The sequence below is a fragment of the Streptomyces sp. AC512_CC834 genome, assembly GCF_019049325.1.
Taxonomy (GTDB): domain Bacteria; phylum Actinomycetota; class Actinomycetes; order Streptomycetales; family Streptomycetaceae; genus Streptomyces.
On sequence record NZ_JAGMUO010000031.1, the window covers coordinates 1 to 15,817 of the forward strand.

The 15,817-nt window shown below is 67.6% G+C and carries 11 protein-coding genes and 2 pseudogenes; 10 read left to right on the plus strand and 3 right to left on the minus strand.

The genetic code is table 11. The features are described 5' to 3' along the window. Positions 1-375 precede the first annotated feature (375 nt). Positions 376-744, plus strand: coding sequence for a DUF6193 family natural product biosynthesis protein (locus KUM40_RS12555; RefSeq protein ID WP_217165905.1), 369 nt, complete (start codon positions 376-378; stop codon positions 742-744). Between the two features lie 241 nt (positions 745-985). On the opposite strand, the gene KUM40_RS12560 is transcribed toward KUM40_RS12555, so the two are convergent. Beyond that, positions 986-1,219 carry a DUF6207 family protein gene (locus KUM40_RS12560; RefSeq protein WP_254395015.1) on the minus strand — a complete coding sequence of 78 codons (234 nt, stop codon included), beginning with the start codon at positions 1,217-1,219 and terminating at the stop codon, positions 986-988. 246 nt (positions 1,220-1,465) lie between these two features. On the opposite strand from KUM40_RS12560, the gene KUM40_RS12565 reads away from it, so the two are divergent. From KUM40_RS12565 to KUM40_RS12575, 3 genes are all read left to right on the plus strand, one after another. After that, positions 1,466-1,969: a lamin tail domain-containing protein gene (locus KUM40_RS12565; RefSeq protein ID WP_217165907.1), complete on the plus strand. Its 504-nt coding sequence runs from the start codon at positions 1,466-1,468 to the stop codon at positions 1,967-1,969. 104 nt (positions 1,970-2,073) lie between these two features. Continuing rightward, entirely contained in the window at positions 2,074-2,682 is a 609-nt protein-coding gene (locus tag KUM40_RS12570) for a hypothetical protein (protein WP_308401127.1), read from the plus strand. Between the two features lie 373 nt (positions 2,683-3,055). Then, entirely contained in the window at positions 3,056-3,994 is a 939-nt protein-coding gene (locus KUM40_RS12575) for an SMI1/KNR4 family protein (protein WP_217165908.1), read from the plus strand. Between the two features lie 91 nt (positions 3,995-4,085). On the opposite strand, the gene KUM40_RS12580 is transcribed toward KUM40_RS12575, so the two are convergent. Continuing rightward, positions 4,086-6,215, minus strand: a complete 2,130-nt coding sequence (locus tag KUM40_RS12580; protein WP_217165909.1) for a hypothetical protein — start codon at positions 6,213-6,215, stop codon at positions 4,086-4,088. A 26-nt stretch (positions 6,216-6,241) separates the two neighbouring features. On the opposite strand from KUM40_RS12580, the gene KUM40_RS12585 reads away from it, so the two are divergent. The 6 genes and pseudogenes from KUM40_RS12585 (at position 6,242) to KUM40_RS42660 (ending at position 14,027) form a co-directional block, all read left to right on the plus strand. Next, positions 6,242-6,490 carry a hypothetical protein gene (locus KUM40_RS12585; protein ID WP_217165910.1) on the plus strand — a complete coding sequence of 83 codons (249 nt, stop codon included), beginning with the start codon at positions 6,242-6,244 and terminating at the stop codon, positions 6,488-6,490. A gap of 689 nt (positions 6,491-7,179) precedes the next feature. Next, positions 7,180-7,446, plus strand: a complete 267-nt coding sequence (locus KUM40_RS12590) for a hypothetical protein (RefSeq protein WP_254395016.1) — start codon at positions 7,180-7,182, stop codon at positions 7,444-7,446. A gap of 58 nt (positions 7,447-7,504) precedes the next feature. Further along, positions 7,505-7,669: pseudogene (locus tag KUM40_RS42095) on the plus strand (helix-turn-helix domain-containing protein); the annotation flags it as partial. A gap of 393 nt (positions 7,670-8,062) precedes the next feature. Continuing rightward, a pseudogene (locus KUM40_RS12595) lies at positions 8,063-9,820 on the plus strand (BTAD domain-containing putative transcriptional regulator); the annotation flags it as partial. A gap of 323 nt (positions 9,821-10,143) precedes the next feature. Then, positions 10,144-11,475, plus strand: a complete 1,332-nt coding sequence (locus KUM40_RS12600; protein ID WP_217165911.1) for a hypothetical protein — start codon at positions 10,144-10,146, stop codon at positions 11,473-11,475. Between the two features lie 644 nt (positions 11,476-12,119). Beyond that, a complete protein-coding gene (locus KUM40_RS42660; RefSeq protein WP_374227375.1) occupies positions 12,120-14,027 on the plus strand; it encodes an ATP-binding protein in 1,908 nt (635 codons plus the stop codon). A 694-nt stretch (positions 14,028-14,721) separates the two neighbouring features. On the opposite strand, the gene KUM40_RS12610 is transcribed toward KUM40_RS42660, so the two are convergent. Continuing rightward, the gene (locus KUM40_RS12610) at positions 14,722-15,726 is read right to left on the minus strand and encodes a zinc-ribbon domain-containing protein (RefSeq protein ID WP_217165912.1); all 1,005 of its coding nucleotides are present in this window, start codon (positions 15,724-15,726) and stop codon (positions 14,722-14,724) included. Positions 15,727-15,817 lie beyond the last annotated feature (91 nt).

Sequence of the window (15,817 nt, forward strand, 5' to 3'; positions counted from 1 at the left end):
CCTCCCGATCTCCACTCAAGATCAGGTTCGTATGGATGCCACGAAGTGAGTCAGTTTTGATCCGCCGTCAGAGGGTCACGGTTCAAGCGACGCCGACAACGAGGGCGATCCACTCGATCCCCTGTTCGCCAGCACCCCCAGCTGACGCAGGCTGCCCGGCCACCCGGGCCCGAAGCCCTGTGGCTCGGCCAACGTGCCGGCAGCCCGGACCACAGACGGCTGGCCGCAAGCGAGTAGTCAAACTTCTGTGGCACGGGCCCGAAGTCCGTTGTCATAGGACACCCGCTGCTCATGACAGCGTAGTTCGATCTTTGCCATCGAAGTTTGTGTGACTGCGCATCTACAACGGCACTGACTGCGGCAGACTCATGGGTCATGCCGATACATTCCGCCGCTGACTACGCGCGTGAGACGGAGAGCGAGTGGCAACCCATTCGTACGGAGGCGAGCGAGCTGTCCCACTCCTGGGCACCCGCCTACCGGAGCCTGATCGAAACCGCGTACGCCGAGCCGGTACTACGCAGTCTCTACCCGTTCACCAGCCACTGGGCGCTGCGCTTCTCCACCACCGCGCGCCCGGAGCTGACCCCGACAGGACCATGCCTGACAGCCAACAGCGACGGCACGTACGGGGTGGGTACAGGCATACTCACCCCGGACCTCGGCGTGTTCGCCGCCCCGCGCGAAGCGGTGGCACTGGCCGTACACCACCTGCAGCCTGCACCCGAGCCCCTCACCGACTGAGCACGCTGCTAACCAACCGCATACGCGGCAGGCCCGCACGCACACGAGCTGGCGACGAAACCGAGGTCACCCGCCCCCGCATGGGGCCTCGGAATCGTCGGCCAGCCAGTTGAGCAGGGGCCTCACGCCGTACCACTCCACAACACCCCGACGGCACCGCCCGGGCATCCCGCTCCCTACGACCTCCGGCACGACCTGCCCAGCACCAGGCTCGGCGAACACCACGACTTCAGACGGCCTCTCAGCGGGGCGCCGGCCTCTGACCGGGCCCGTCCAGGGTCTGGCGCAGGTCGAGGTAGCAGCGCAGCCTCACCCCCGGCTGGCCCGGATCCCGTGTCGTGCGTTCCACCGACGTAGTCGCCCAGCGGGCGGCCAGTGCCGTGTGGAACGCGAACGCGGTCTCGTCGTCGGCCGCGGCGACATCGACCACGACCAGTCCCGGCTCCGACACATGAACTTCGTTGATCGCTTCCATGCCCCGCACCACGTACTGCGCCGGTACGACGGTTCGGCCACGATCCCGGATTCACCCGACCGAGCTCTCTTTACCTGCTGCCCGCACGCCGACCGGGGGCCGCCCAGGGAGCTGTGTGAGCGGCCGGGGTACCGGGCTGCTGCGGCGGAGCTCTCATGGTCACAAGTTCTTCACTCTGCCGCCATGGTGTGATCACTTCCGGTAGGCTCCGGGCGCTCCATTCGCACCACTGAGGGGGGAATCCTCATGCGTTTCCGCTACGCCCTGACCACTGCCGCCGCCACGGCGTCCGCCGCCACACTCGGCCTGGCCGTCGCCGTTCCGGCGCAGGCCGCCGAGTACTCCTCCGCGTTGAAGATCAAGGGCGTGCAGTACGACGCGCCGGGCCGCGACTCCAACAAGTGCTCGGGCGGCAACACCAAGAACGAGTACCTGACGATCAAGAACTACTCGAAGACGGCGACCGTGAACCTGAAGGGCTACAAGGTCAAGGACGCCGCCGGGAACACCTTCACCTTCAAGAACAGCCACACCCTGCAGCCCGGCGACTACATCAGCCTCCGCGGCGGCCGCGGCACCGACTCCGACGCGGGGAACGTCGTCTACCGCCAGAACTGCAACTTCATCTGGAACAACGACAAGGACACCATCTACTTCTACAAGCCTTCCGGCTCTCGCGCCGACGTCCACGCCTACACCAAGAAGGCCAACGACCGCGACGGCAACGGCTACATCACCTACCACGGCTGACCCAACCGGCCCGCACTGAGCAGACAGAAGGCTGTCGGGCAGACGCCCGGCAGCCGCCCGCCTCCGCACACCGGACGACTGCAGGTCGAAGGGAACGGCAGAACGTGACCGACCAGACGGGCACGATCGGCAGTAACGGCTGGCAGCAGCTGATCGCCGCACGTGAGGTGTACACACGGTCGGCCGGCGTCCACTACGACGAAGTCCTCGACCACGTCGCCCAGCGGGCCCAGAGCGAAGGCAGCCTCGGCAAGGCCGACATCGGAGCGCTGCTGCTATGGAAACGCTTGCGCGCCGACACCCGCTGGGCTTCCGCGCTGATGACCACCGCAGACGCCGACGTGCGGCGGGCGACGGCGGCCGCCATGACTGCCGTGCTCGACGCCTCCGTCAGCCGCAGCGAAGCGGCCCGGGCGGGACGGGCCGCGCTGACCGGCCTTCCTGGCTTCACCCGCGGCGACGCACTGGCCTCCACCGTCCTGACCGCAGCCGCACCCGGCCGCATGGCCGTCTACGACAGCCGCGCCCACACCGCACTGCGCTCACTCGGCATACCCCTCACCCACGCATCTGGCCGGTACAGCCGCTACATCGCCGCCCTCGACCACCTCCTCACCCACGCCCCCACCCCGGCCGACGCCTGGACACCCCGAGACCTCGACATCGCCCTCTACTGCCTGCCACCCAACTCGGCTGGCATGGACAGCGCGTAGGTCAGGCGCAGCCCGGCGGCGCCCCCGGCAGGGGTTCTGCGCCGCGCGCGGGGCAGTGTTGCGGCAACTGGTGGAGTTCCGGGCCGCGAAGTCGCGGATCGTGCTGTATTCCACCACGGCCGACTCCAGCGGCGAGACGTTGCTGGCGACCCACCCGTGGGCGATCGGCCGCGGGGTCCGTGTCGTCGAAGAGGCCCACTGGGGCGGCCTGCCTACAGGCAAGGGACGCCGGACCGACACCGGCGATGCCTCCGCCGGGACGGGCAGTGACCCACCCCGACGTCCCACACGCGCAGGGCAGGACCCACACCGCTGTGAAGACGAGCCGTCCTAGTGTGTGAGAGCACCTTCCTCTCGCCGCCAAGGAGCAGTTGTGAACGTGGAGATCCATCCAGACATAGGTGATACCGCGGCCCGGTTAGGGGCCGGTGTTCCGTACGCGTTGAAGGTCCTGGCCGGCCGGTTGGCCGACGAGCCAGACCTCGGCCAGCCGTCAGGAGTGCCTGGGGTTCTCTCCGTGGCCATCAGCGGAGCCACGTTCGAGGACTGCCCCGACCTGATGGTCGGCTACATTCGCGAGCTCGACCGAGTCGAGATCCGGTACGTGAATGCCGTCGCTCCCGCTGAACACGCTCCGGATACTGAGGGACGACCGGAGAGTGCGGGTCAGCCCAACTCTGCCGTCGAGGTGATCAGCGCACGGCTGGTTACCGAAGCCTGGCGCCGCATCACCCGCTGGCTCGAGTACCACGCTCCGGCCTCCAAAGCGGCGCTCCGTGCTGGCGCCGACGCTGCCGCCATCGCTGTTCTGGAACAGGAGCTAGGCCTTGAGGTACCTGCTGACGTGCGGGCCCTTTGGGTTTTGACCGCAGGGGATGACGGGGTCAACGGTGCGGGATGCCTGCCCGGGAACCAGGCTCTGATGTCTTTGGAGGCCGTGGCTTCCGTCTACCGGCAGCAGATGGACTCCCAAGCACACCAGGACACCCTCAACGCCGGCCGCCCGGAATACGACCAGACCACCGTCTGGAAGTCATCATGGCTTCCGGTGGTCTCCTACGGCGTGACCGACCGCACCTCAGGGCTATACCTGGACACCTCATCAGGCTCTCTGGGCCGCTGGTCCCGATACAACGAGGGCCAGGACGATGAGGACGAGACGCTCCTCACCTACCTGGAAGACGTCGCCGACATGCTCGAATCCCCGGACCTTGCCACACGGGACAAACCGGGCCTGATCGACGGGGTACTGGTGTGGGGCAGCAGGCTCGATCCGGCGCAGGAAGACCGGTGGCAGCCCCTGACCGGCTGACCGAGGAGGGGCGGGGGAGCCCAGTCGCAGACTGGGCTCCCCCGCCCCTCCTTCGTCTGCAGCAGCTCGGGTGCCAGCAGCTCGGGCTGCCTCAGCCGACCTTGCGCCAGGTGCAGGTAGACGCAGTCGAGGTGCAGTGCTCGAAGCCCGGCAGGGTCACGAAGAAGCCGTCACCGTCGAGCATCCGCCACGACGGGGCCGGAAAGCCGCTGAACGCCCGCTGATTCTGCACGCTGGGGATAGCGGCACGTCCGCACCGTTCCGAACCATTCGGCCCCTTGGTCGCCGCACGGGTGTCCGCCAGGAGCCCGTAGTTCGCAGAGCCGTCGCCCATCTTGTCGGTGAACAACTGTGCACACTTGCTGCCGGACGTCACCAGGTTCACGCTCTTGGGATAGCCGCCGGACTCATGGGTGGAGGCCATGGCGAACTCATCGCAGTCGACCGACCCCACCGACGCGTCGGACGCGTGCGCACTCCAGGTGTTGTCGCATACGCGAGTACGGCTGTTGTCCGATGTCCACGTGCCGCCGGCGCTGTTCTTCACGGGGGTGTCGGGGCCCAAGTAGTGCATCAGTGAGTCCCACCGCTTGGAGCCGGCGTGATCAGGCATCACTTGCTGCATGTACCAGTAGTAGCCACCGGCGGCCGGATACAGGTTGGTGTCCACCGTCCAGTTCAGCTTGAAGTACGGCAGCACACAGCCCGGCGCAGAGCCCTTGACGATGTCGTCGCAGCGCGGCGCAAGCTCTCGGACTTCTTCGATTCCGGAGCTGCCGAAGTCTGCCGTCGCGGAGGCGGTGAGACTGGCATCCACGGTCGCTCTTACGGACCATCCCAGGTCGATGATCTCCTTGCCCGTGCCGGACCAGGTGGTCTGGACGGTCCCCCACCGGCCGCTGTACTGGCTCCAGTCGTTTGCGTCCCAGTAGGCGTTCTCGCCTGCGGAGTTGTTCTGGTTGTCGGCCCACCGGGTTTTGGACGTCACGCACGAGGTGCAGGTCACCCCGGTGTTCCACTTCATCGTGACGCCTTCCAGCACCGGGTCGATGGAGACGGGCACGATGACGATCTGCTGGTCGAACTCCGCGAAGTCTGATCCGGACGACCCCTTGTTGGGATAGGCCTTGATCCGCTGTTCGAAGTCGAACTTGGCGAAACCGATCGTGGCCTCGTCCGGGTCGAGGAAGACCAGATTCGCTGATCCGACGTTCTTCAGACAGGCCTCTCCGCGGGTCATGTAGTCCTTGCCCACCGGCTTGTCGTAGCACCAGTCGACCAGTTCCACCGCGGGCGCCGCCGCGGCTGCTGCGGCTGTTTCGCCGGGCGTCTTTCCGGCCTTGCGGGCTTTGGCCTCCTCGGACTTGCGCTGCGCCTCGGCACGCAGCTTCGCGCGCGCCTGGGACTCCGCGGTGGGCGGGGACAGCTCCATGCAGATCTTCCGGCCCTTGGCGTCCGCCGCGCCGCAGGTGCGCTTCTGTGTGGCCTCGCGTTTCACGGCGCCGTTCGCGTCGAGCGTCGGCAGAGCCGGTCCCGGGGCGGTGCGCGTGACCTCGGCTACCTCCTGCGTGGTCGGGTCAATGGCCGACGATGCCTGGGCAGCGGGGAACTTCACGTAGGGCTCGATGCGGAAGTCGGCCCAGGGAGACCAGTCCGTCTCGTACAGGCTGCCGTCGAAGGCGGAGGTGCGGAACGTGTAGAGGACCCCGGGCTTCAGCTTGCCGTACGGGACCGGAACTTTCGCCAGGGTGCCCGAGGCCACGTAGGAGGACACCAGAACCCCGTACTGTCCGGTGCCGTCGAGGTCGACCTGCGCCTTCGGTGTCCCGTCTGCGTTCGTGGTGTACACCTGGAAGGTGAGGTTCGCGGTGTCGCCGTCCGCATCAGTCACGGTGTTCTGAAGGACCACGTCTGGGGTGATGACCCGCCAGACGGAGCCGGACTTGGTGAACTTGGGGCCGGCCGAGGGGGCGTTGCCCGAGGCCGGGCGCTGCCCGCCGGCGGCGATGGCCGCCAGGTCCTGCTCCCCCGCGGCCGCCAGCGCCGCCGGGGAAGTGCCTGTGCCTGGCGTGGGCGGCATCGGGGCCGCTACTGCGGTGCCCACCCCTGCCAGGAGTGCCAGTGTGGCGCCAGCAGCGATGTGCCGCCACAACGGCGCACGTAAGAGTCTCACTCGGTCTGTCCTCTCCAAACAATCTGTGGCATGTACGCGCCCACGCACCCAACACCTTCCACTTCCACGAGGACATGACCGGCATCACGGTTTACCGGAGGGGGACTTCGTTCAGGCCAACAGGCCGGGCCAGCACGCAAGTGACTTATCTGCCGCCGGGCACTGTGCCCCGGCGGGGTGTCCGGGTAAGAGTTTCCCGCCTGTACAAGACGGGCCGGCTCTCCATCCGCGCCAGGCTCCCCCGCGACGGTCTGGGACCTGCCATCGACGCCGACGATCTGCCCGAACAGTTCGCCGGGCTGCTCAAGTTCACCGCACATTGAGGGTCATCGAGCAGGACCGCATCTGGTGGCTGCCGGTGTGTCGGACCCTCCATGACCAGCGTCGAGACCTTCGATCCGCGTCGGCCCCAACACCCCGCTAGAGCGGCCGGTTTCGTTGGCGCGCTCGCCAGGCCGCCAGAACGTAGTGCTGCGGGGAGTTGGGCCACGAGCCGGACCGATTCGTCCCGCGCTCCTCTCGCTGCTTCTGGAGCGCGCTGGGTGCACGGCAAGGCCGGCCTCCCCCGTCTTGAGGGGATGCCGGCCTGGAGCGGTCTCACGCGGCAACGTGATCGCGCTGGGTTCCTGATCTGCTGGGTGGAGCCCGCAACTGTCAGGAGTGGCACATGCCGTCGTGCCGGTCGAATGCTGCCTGGGGTCCTTGAACGGGCTTTGAACACGATTGGGATGGCGCGGCATCTATGTGGCGTGCCGGAGGCAGGAAGGTCTGCCGTCGGCGGTAAACGTGCTGGCCTGCCGGGTGATCTCCGGCAGCAGCGCTTGGACGGCCCCGCACGAAGGTCTTGGACGTCTACGCATCATCAATTCTGGGGGTATCCCCTGATCGGCGGGGCGGGTGGCAGGATGCAGGCCCCGGACGGCGTCGGCAAACGCCGTTCCGGCTGTTCGACATTGGAGCCCGCAACGCGCCCCGGCCTTGGGCGGGGTGCACTTGATTCCAGGAGAAGACCATGCCTCGAACCTTCGCTTCAGTGCGGTGCGTGCTGCACGGCTCATCGGCCGGGCACCGGTCCCCGTTCGCCGATGCCGTGGTGATCGTGGTGATCGCCGTGCTTGCCTGCGTCCTGTCCGTCTATGGCCTGGAGCTCTCTTCGGTTCTGGCTGTGCTGGGCGGGGCCGGTCTCGTGGCGGCCGGCACACTGGCTGCCGTTCGTGGAGCGGGTAAGCGTCTGCACCAATCCGTGGTGCAGGCTGCGACCGCTCTCGCCGCCGGCTGACGACCATACGGCTGTGGGGCGCAAGGAGAGGCCGATCGCCTCGTCGAACCGGGCCCTGGTGAGGCTGGCCAGGTGGCTGCGCGATCAGCGTTCGAACACGGGCTGCTCATACGCCGAGTTGGCTGCACGCGTGGGCCTTCACGCCACCACACTGCAGCGGGCGGCATCGGGCCAGTCCGTGCCCAGTGAGAGCAGCGTTCGCGCCTACGCCATCGCCTGCGGTGCGCCGGTGGACACAGCGATGGATCTGTGGCGGCAGGCTCGCCGGGGCAGGCTTCGCAGTGCGGGCCCTGCCCCGGCGAGCCCGCAGGACATCGACGGCGTCGAGATGCTCCGCGCGGCACTGCGGGAGTTGTACGAGTTGGCCGGGCGGCCCTCGGTGCGTGTGATGGAGAGGCGTGCGGGTCCGGGGCGGCTCCCTCACAGCACCGCCCATCGCATCGTGCTCGGCCGGACGGTGCCGCGTGACGCGCACCAGCTGACCGGTTTCCTCACCGCCTGCCTGATCGCCTCGTCAGAGCATGCGGCGTGGGTCGCGGCATGGGAGCGCGTCCGGGGTGAGCAGCACGCCAAAGTGCTGTCTCCCCTTCCACTGCACAGGCCTGCGGCTCCGGCCGTGCCTGTGCGGCCGTCGGTTCCCGCATCTGGCCTGTACGCCGCGGCGCTGGGACCGGTGCGGCTGTGGCGGGACGGCGGGCTGCTGCCCACCGGCTCGCCCCAGCAGCGAGCCCTGCTGGCGGTTTTGGTGCTGCGGGAAGGACGGACCGCGACAGCAGCGGAGATCGTTGACGCGTTGTGGGGTGAGGACCCGCCGTCCCAGGCCCTGGCCGCTGTACGGACATACGCCTCGCGGCTGCGTAAGGTGATGGATCCGGGAACGCTCGTGAGCGAGTCCGGCGGCTACGCCGTACGCCTCTCTGACCAGGGGTGTGACGTAGCCGTGGCAGCTCACCTGGCACGGCAGGCCGAGCAACTGCGCGTACAGGGGGACCTGCAGCGTGCCCGGACATTTCTGCGGCACGCTCTGGGGCTGTGGGAGGGCGAACCACTTGCCGGAGTTCCAGGGCCCTTCGCCGAGACCCAGCGTGTTCGTCTTGAGGAGTGGCGGCTGCAACTGCTCGAAAGCCGCGTGGACATGGACCTCGAATGCGGTCTGCACGCGGACGTCGTGCCCGAGCTGACGTCGCTGGTGTCCGAGTATCCACTGCGGGAGCGTCTGCGCGAGCTGCTGATGCTCGCCCTGTACCGCGCAGGAAGGCAGGCCGAGGCCCTCGCCGTGTACGCGGATGTGCACAGGCTGCTCGCTGACGAGCTGGGGGTAAGTCCGCGGGAGGGACTGGCCCGTCTTCAGCAGCGGATCCTCCAGGCCGACCCGGAACTCGCATTCGGGACGGCTGCATCCTCTGGCGGCAGGCAGGCTGCTGCGTTCGTGCGCCCCGCCCAGCTGCCGCCCGCCCTCCCCGACTTCGTAGGACGCTCAGGCGTGCTCGCTGAACTGACGGGGGTGCTGAGCGCCGCTGGCGACGGCCTGCAAGTCGCAGCTGTTTGCGGCCCGGTGGGTGTGGGCAAGACCGCCCTGGCCGTGCAGGCCGGACATGCAGTTGCGCAGTTCTTCCCGGACGGCCACCTCTTTGTAGATCTGCAACGGACGACGCCGGAAGCAGCGCTCGCTGCGGCACTGCGCGCACTGGGGGTGGCAGAGACGATCGTTCCAGCAGGGCTCGAGGAGCGCTCCGCGCTGTACCGCTCGGCGCTTCACGGCCGCCGCGTCCTCGTGGTCCTGGACCACGCAAAGGACGCAGGACAAGTCCGGTGGCTGCTACCCGCCGCACAGGGATGCGCCGTACTGGTCACCTCCCGAACGCGAATGATCGACCTGCCCGGCGCCCACCTGGTCGAGCTTGACGAGATGTCCCCCGCCGAGGCACTCCACCTCTTCACCCGGATCGCTGGCCGCCCTCCCACTGACGACCAGGGACCAGCCCGCTACGTGACGGCAGCATGCGGTTTCCTACCGCTCGCTGTACGTGCCGCTGCCTGCCGTCTCTTGGCACACCGGACCTGGACGGTCTCAGATCTCGCGGACAGACTCGCAGACGAGGAAAGGCGGCTGGACGAGCTGCAGGCAGGGAACATGTCCGTAAAGCCGGTCATCGAAAGCAGCTACTGTCAACTCAATGCCGAACAAGCCGCCGCTTTACGTATGTTGAGCACAGCTGACGCGCTCGTGTCCCTGCAGCAGGCGGCACGTACCCTCGACTGCGGCATGGGTGATGCCGAGCGCCTGACGGAGGCCCTCGTCGACAGCGGACTGCTGACACCCGCCGGAGGCGGGCTCTATCAGATACCCCTACTGGTCCGGCTCTACGCGAGAACCCTCCCCTGCCCCTGACGTCTGCGTCCCGCGACTCCCCGCACAGCAGAAGTGCCAGGCCGTCGACGCCCCTCCGATAGCCTCGACTACGGAGTTCACTCGATAGAGCGACAAAATGCGAACGCGAGTGCGCGACTGGAACACAGGTCTTGCCATCCGGGTCACTCACAGCGCCGGCGCGGTGTGGCCCGGCCAGGGAACGAGACGCGCCTGGCAGCCTCCGGCCCATGTGCTCCAGCTTTGATGACTGCGCGCGGGCCGACGATGCACTCAGCACCGCCCCGGGGCAGCGGGCCCTGTGGAATGTGCGGTCGTGCGAGGTCATGACGATCGTATGCCCGACCTGCGGGGCTGCCAGAAACGCCCCGTGCCGAACCCTGTGGGACCGTCCCACCGCCGCGCTGCACCGCGGCCGCACGATCCGCTACGTGAAGATGCGCTTCGCCCTCGACCTCGCCGAGCCCCACGAACGCCCCGTCCAGCACCGGACCGGTCCAGTGCTCTCCGGCGTGGGCCTCAGGGCCACCCGTACGCCGCACCTGCAGCCGTGGCGGCTCCCTATGCAGGAGCTGGCGGATCTGGTGACCGTGAGCTTCCTCGACCTGGCCAAGGTGGTCACCGCGCACGCATGCGGGCTCCAGCGAACCGGCCTGGACGAGCTGCTCTTCGGTCCGGATCGCATCGAGCAGAGTATCGATGCCCTCACCTACGCGGTGCACGACCGGCAGATCCGGCGCGAAGTCCGCGTCCTGTCCGGCAGCCGTTCCGAGGACGTGGAGGACTTGGCCGTACAGGAGCGCGCAGTACGGGGCCGTCTGCGCGATGCGGAGCGGCGCCTCAAGGGGCAGCGCATCGCGGAGCTCACTGCCGCGGGGGTCCTCCCTTTCCCCGCGGCGACCGACGACTCCCGGCGCCTGGCACGGGCGTGGCTGGGCCGCTACCTTCCGGAGGAGAAGGAGACGCTGGTACGCCGCCTGGCGGCAGATGCAGGCGTCGCTCCTTCGGCCACCGTGCACATTCGTTCCATCCCGGAAAAGATCACGCGCTGCATCGACAATGGGTGGCTCGCCGCGCCGGTCACCGACGTGGTGCGCGAGTTGCTCGAGCTTGACGGGCCGGCCTTCCGGCGGCGCATCGTCGCGGACGCCGCACGGCAGGACGCCCGCGACGACGCGCTGTGCCATCCGCTGGTACTCAACCGGTGGCGCGACCAGCTCACCGAGGTCCTGATCGAGATGGCCCCGAGCGCGCACAACCCCCACCCCAAACACCTGCACGACCTCACACTCACGGGCCAGCCTCGGCACGCCACACAGCTCGGACAACTCCACGACCGACGACGCCTGTTCGCCGCACTGCTGCAACGCCGCTCCGAATCCATCCGGCTGATCACCGCACTCAACGACGGGATGACCCTGGCCGAGCACCGGGACCCCAGCTACGAGCTGCTGAAGCAGGCCGGGGACCAGGCCTACGACGAGCTCGTCCGCCGCCACCCCGACCTCTACCGGCACATCCGCGCCCACCTGGCCCGGTACGAGACGCGCTACGGACGCCTGCAGCTCACGGAGCCGCGGGCCCAGCTACGCGCCCGAATCTACGACGAGCTGGACCGGATGCGGCCGGCACACCTGACCTCACCCGCACACCGCTGACCCAACCGAGCTCTTCTCTGCAGCGCACCGCTTCCGACGTCTGCTTCTTGGAGGAGCCGTCGCGCATCAGTGCCTGGCGGTTCGCCACGGTCGCCCTCGGCCCCCGGAGTTCGCGCCGCACTTCAGGGCTGCGCGGGGCTGCCGTAATCGATCGTGAGGGCGGCATCGGGACGCTATGGGGCGCCGTGTGGTGGGGTGTTCCCGGGCCGGGGACGCCCCACCACGATCGTCAGGCACCGTTTCCATCTGCGGAAACAGCCCTGTTCCCGTTCCGCAACGCCTGGAAGCGGTTGCAGGCTTGTTCGTGCAGCCGGGCCACCATCGGCACCGGCACTCGAAGGCCACGGCCAAGGGAGCGGTTGTGAACCATACGTTGCTGACGGTTCGGTCGGCGCTTGTCCTTCTCCTCTCTGTTCTTTGCGGCATCGGGGCGGGCGTGCTGGCCAGGTTCGCTGGAATGGGCTCTGCCGAGGCCGTACTGGCTGGCGCCGCGGGTCTTGGCGCAGCAGTGCCCTTCTTCAACAGCCTCATCGACTGAGGTGCGTGCAGAGGGTCACGAGCGGACGATTGGCGGCGGCAGCTGCGACGCTCGTGGCAGGGAAGCCTGCGCCAGAGGGCGGTGCGGGACTACGGAAGAGGGATCAGTGAGCGGTTTCGGGAATGACGGCGAAGGCATCAAAGGCTTCAAGGCCCTGTCAGGGGATCTCGCTCCGGAGGTCCGCGAGTTGGCGCTCGCTATGCGACGGCTCCTGAAGGCAACCGAGAGGTCTCTGCGCGACTTCTCGGTCTCCCATCACCGCGGGCCCGGCTCCGTCTCCCGGTATCTCTCGGGCGAGCGTGTTCCGGACAAGGAGTTCCTTGACGTCTTGATGAAGTCCGCCTGCAATGCCCTGGGGCAAGAGGTCACTGCCGACATGCAGGCGCACCTGTACCGCCTCCATCGTGAGGCCCTTCTGGCCGTGCAACCCGCCAGATACCGCGAACAGATGGCAAGTGACCGGCTGGAGGACGCGATCCTGCAGAAGGAACAGGCCGAGCTGCTGATTCGCGATCTGCAGGTTGAAGTGTCGGATCAACAGCGCCAGCTGGGTGATCTGGATGCTCAAGTCCAGCAGGTCGAAACGGCCTGCACACAGGAGCGGCAGCGCCACGGAGCAGAGCTGGAACTGCACCGGCGACAGAGGCAGACGCTCCGGGAGCGGTGCGAGCAACTGCGCAGGAACATCGAGGACCTGGAGGCCGCGCTGGAGGAAGCGGTGCGAGAACGTGATGCTGCGCGGCACCGTTGTGCGGAACTGGAGGAGGAACTCGCCACGGCTCAGGACCAGGTGGTGCGTGAAGTGCTCGAGCGGGAGGCTGCTGAGGAGCGGCTGCGCGTGGCGAAGGCAGCCAATGCAGCCGAGCAGCGCGTCGTCGATCTTGAGCGCATCCAGCAAGAAGCCGAGCAGGTGCGCAGGGAGGCAGCCCGGGATGCCGCCGCTCAACGGGAAGAGGCTGAGGCGACAGCCAAAAGGATCATCGAGGAAGCAACCACCACGGTGACGAGGATCCGGCCTTCGATGGTGCCAAGGTCCGCGGCTCTGCGGCGGCTGCGGGACGCAGCAGTAGCCATCTCCGAGCAGCGTCTGCCGGCGCTGATCGACCAGCTGTCGCACTATGACCCCTCCCACGTCGACACGCGTGTCGCACCGATTCCGATCAACACCCGAGACGAAATCGGCGACGTCGCCCGCGCCCTGGACCAGGTCCACCGCGAAGCGGTCCGGCTCGCGGCCGAGCAAGCCCTGCTACGGGGCGGCATCAATGCCCTCTTCGCCACTCTCTCGCGCCGCACCCAGTCGCTGATCGCGGACCAACTCGCCCTGCTCACAGACCTGGGGAACAGTGAGAAGGACCCCGGCCGTCTGGCAGATCTCCACCGACTGGACCACGCAGCGACCCGTGTCCGCCGCAACACCGAGACTCTGCTGATCCTCGCGGGTGAGAAACCCGGCCGCCGCTGGGACCAGCCCGTTGCCCTGGCCGAAGTCCTACGCGCCGCCTGCTCGGAGGTGAAGGACTACCAGCGCATCAGGCTGACCGGCATCCCCGAGGCCGTCGTCCACGGGCGTGCGGTGACCGACCTCGTCCATCTGCTCGCCGAACTCCTGGAGAACGCCACCGTCTTCTCCCCTCCGCAGACCGAGGTCCGCGTCAGTGCCACGCGTCTGCCGGACGGCCGCATGTTGATCGAGATCCACGACCGAGGCATCAGTTTCACCGCCGAGGGCTATGACATCGTCAACCAGAAGCTGGCCGCCCCACCGGCGATCATGGACCCCTCGATGTCTACCCGCCTTGGCCTGTTCGTCGTCAGCAGACTGGCCGACCGACACGGCATCCGCGTCCAGCTCCGCCCTACCGACGGGCTGGGCGGGACCATCGCCCTGGTCATGCTGCCCAACGCCACCGTCCCCCAACCCGGCACACGGGTACCGCAAGACGGCCCCGCCCTCCCCGAGATCGTCCCAGTACAGCAACCACTCCCCCAGCGGGACTGGAACATCACCTGACCGCCTCCGCCCGCACGGCGTTCCCGACGCCACACAGGCATCCCGGCCAGGGCACCTGGCAGAGGACCCCGTGGACTGGAACAATCCGCCACGTCGCGGCGTCCGGTGTGCTCGTGCGGGTTCCTCCGTCGGGAGTGAGTCCGGATCGCAGGACGAGTGGGGCGGGTCTGATTTTCTGCCGGATCCCGGCGAGGCTGACCAGGGCGTGGCTGCTCCCGGCGTTGGCTGCTTCGTGTGCCAGGGCTGAGGTTCGTTGCTTCTTCCGGTGCGCCATCACTGGCACCACAGCAGAGTTTGCCGCAACTGTGACTCTCGTCGGCGTCGGGCTCGGGCTGGACGGCTGAGCCGAACCGCGAGCTCGCTCGAAGAACACCTTGTGCTCTGCGAGGAAGGCGCGAGCCAGCCGACCTCGTCGATGCCGATGAGGACCTTCCAGTTACGCCGGATCGTCAAGTGGCCATGGGACTTCTGAGTGGTGCGGTGTACCCGAGAGACGGGCGCCACCCTGCGACAGAGAACAAAGACATTCCATGACCGTTCGGCTGCTTCATGAGCGGCGCGGGCCGCTTGAGCGTAAGCAGCGGGCCGAGCCATTGGATGACTCGGCCCTGCCACCCGCTCGCCCTCAATAGCCACACCGCACAGCGGAAATGCCCAGTATGGGAGGCTTTATCACTCCCCGCCGCAACAGGCGTCAGCTTCGAGTTGTCGGCTCCTCGTCCCGCTGGCTCGCCCACTGCCTCACCCGTTCGATCGTCTCGTCCGGCGCGGGCATCGCCGAGTACACGACGAACTCCACGTAGTTCGGGTCGTCGATCGGCAGCGGCGGCAGTGGATGCTCGCGCAGCCTGGCCACCAGATATCCGGCTGCCAGCAGGTCACGAGACTTCTCGATGTCGAGGCCGATCTTGTCCGCGTGCCAGTAGGAACCGTCGTACTCGATGGCGACTTTATGCTTCCCGGCCGTCTCGGCCGTGATGTCGACGAGCCAGTTCGTACGCCGGGTGAATGCCTCGTGCCGCACCGACTGGCCGGACAGGGCCCGGCCGAAGGCGCGCTCCGCGGCAGCCCAATGGTCGAGTTCTGTCCGGGACTTGCCGTGTTCCCGGCACTCGGGGCAACCGCTGCCGCTGGCCCGTGAGGACAAGGTCGCCTGCCATACGTGATCCAGGTTCGCGGAGCAGATCCAGGCCGGTGTAAACGAGGTCTGGCCCGTCGGACGCACCTGCCATGCGGTCAGCGGATTGGCCGGCGACCATTCTGCCGCCAGCTCGGGGAAGTGGTATGCGAGGGAGTCGAGGATCGTGCGGCATTCCGGACAGCGCAGTCGCTGGCCCTGCTCCCGACGGGTCGGTGTCTCCTGCCACTCGTGGCCGCAGTCCGGATTCCGCCACCACCTGAGCTTGCGCGAACCGGGTGACACCGACAACAGCTGAGTGTTCCCATTCTTGGTCGGGTGCCACTGTGCGGCTATCTCGGGGTTCATTCCGAAGAGTTCTGGGTCGACCTCGATGGCCTCGAGGCGTTTCGCGCGTGTGTCCTGGCCGCGGCAGGACGGGCAACCGTAACGCAGATACGTGAGCGGGATCTGGCGACAGTGGTGCCCTTGTGGGCAGCGGAACTGGCTCCGCTGCTCGTAGTCCGCGACCATCACGGTCCGGGGATCCTTTTCGTCGTCCCAGGCGGTGAGCAGGAGCAATAGTCAAGAGTTGTGGATGGGTTGGATTTGCAGCTCAGTTGTTGCCCGGCTGCGCGAGGTTCGTTCTGGCGGCGTTGCGGATCCGCTTGGT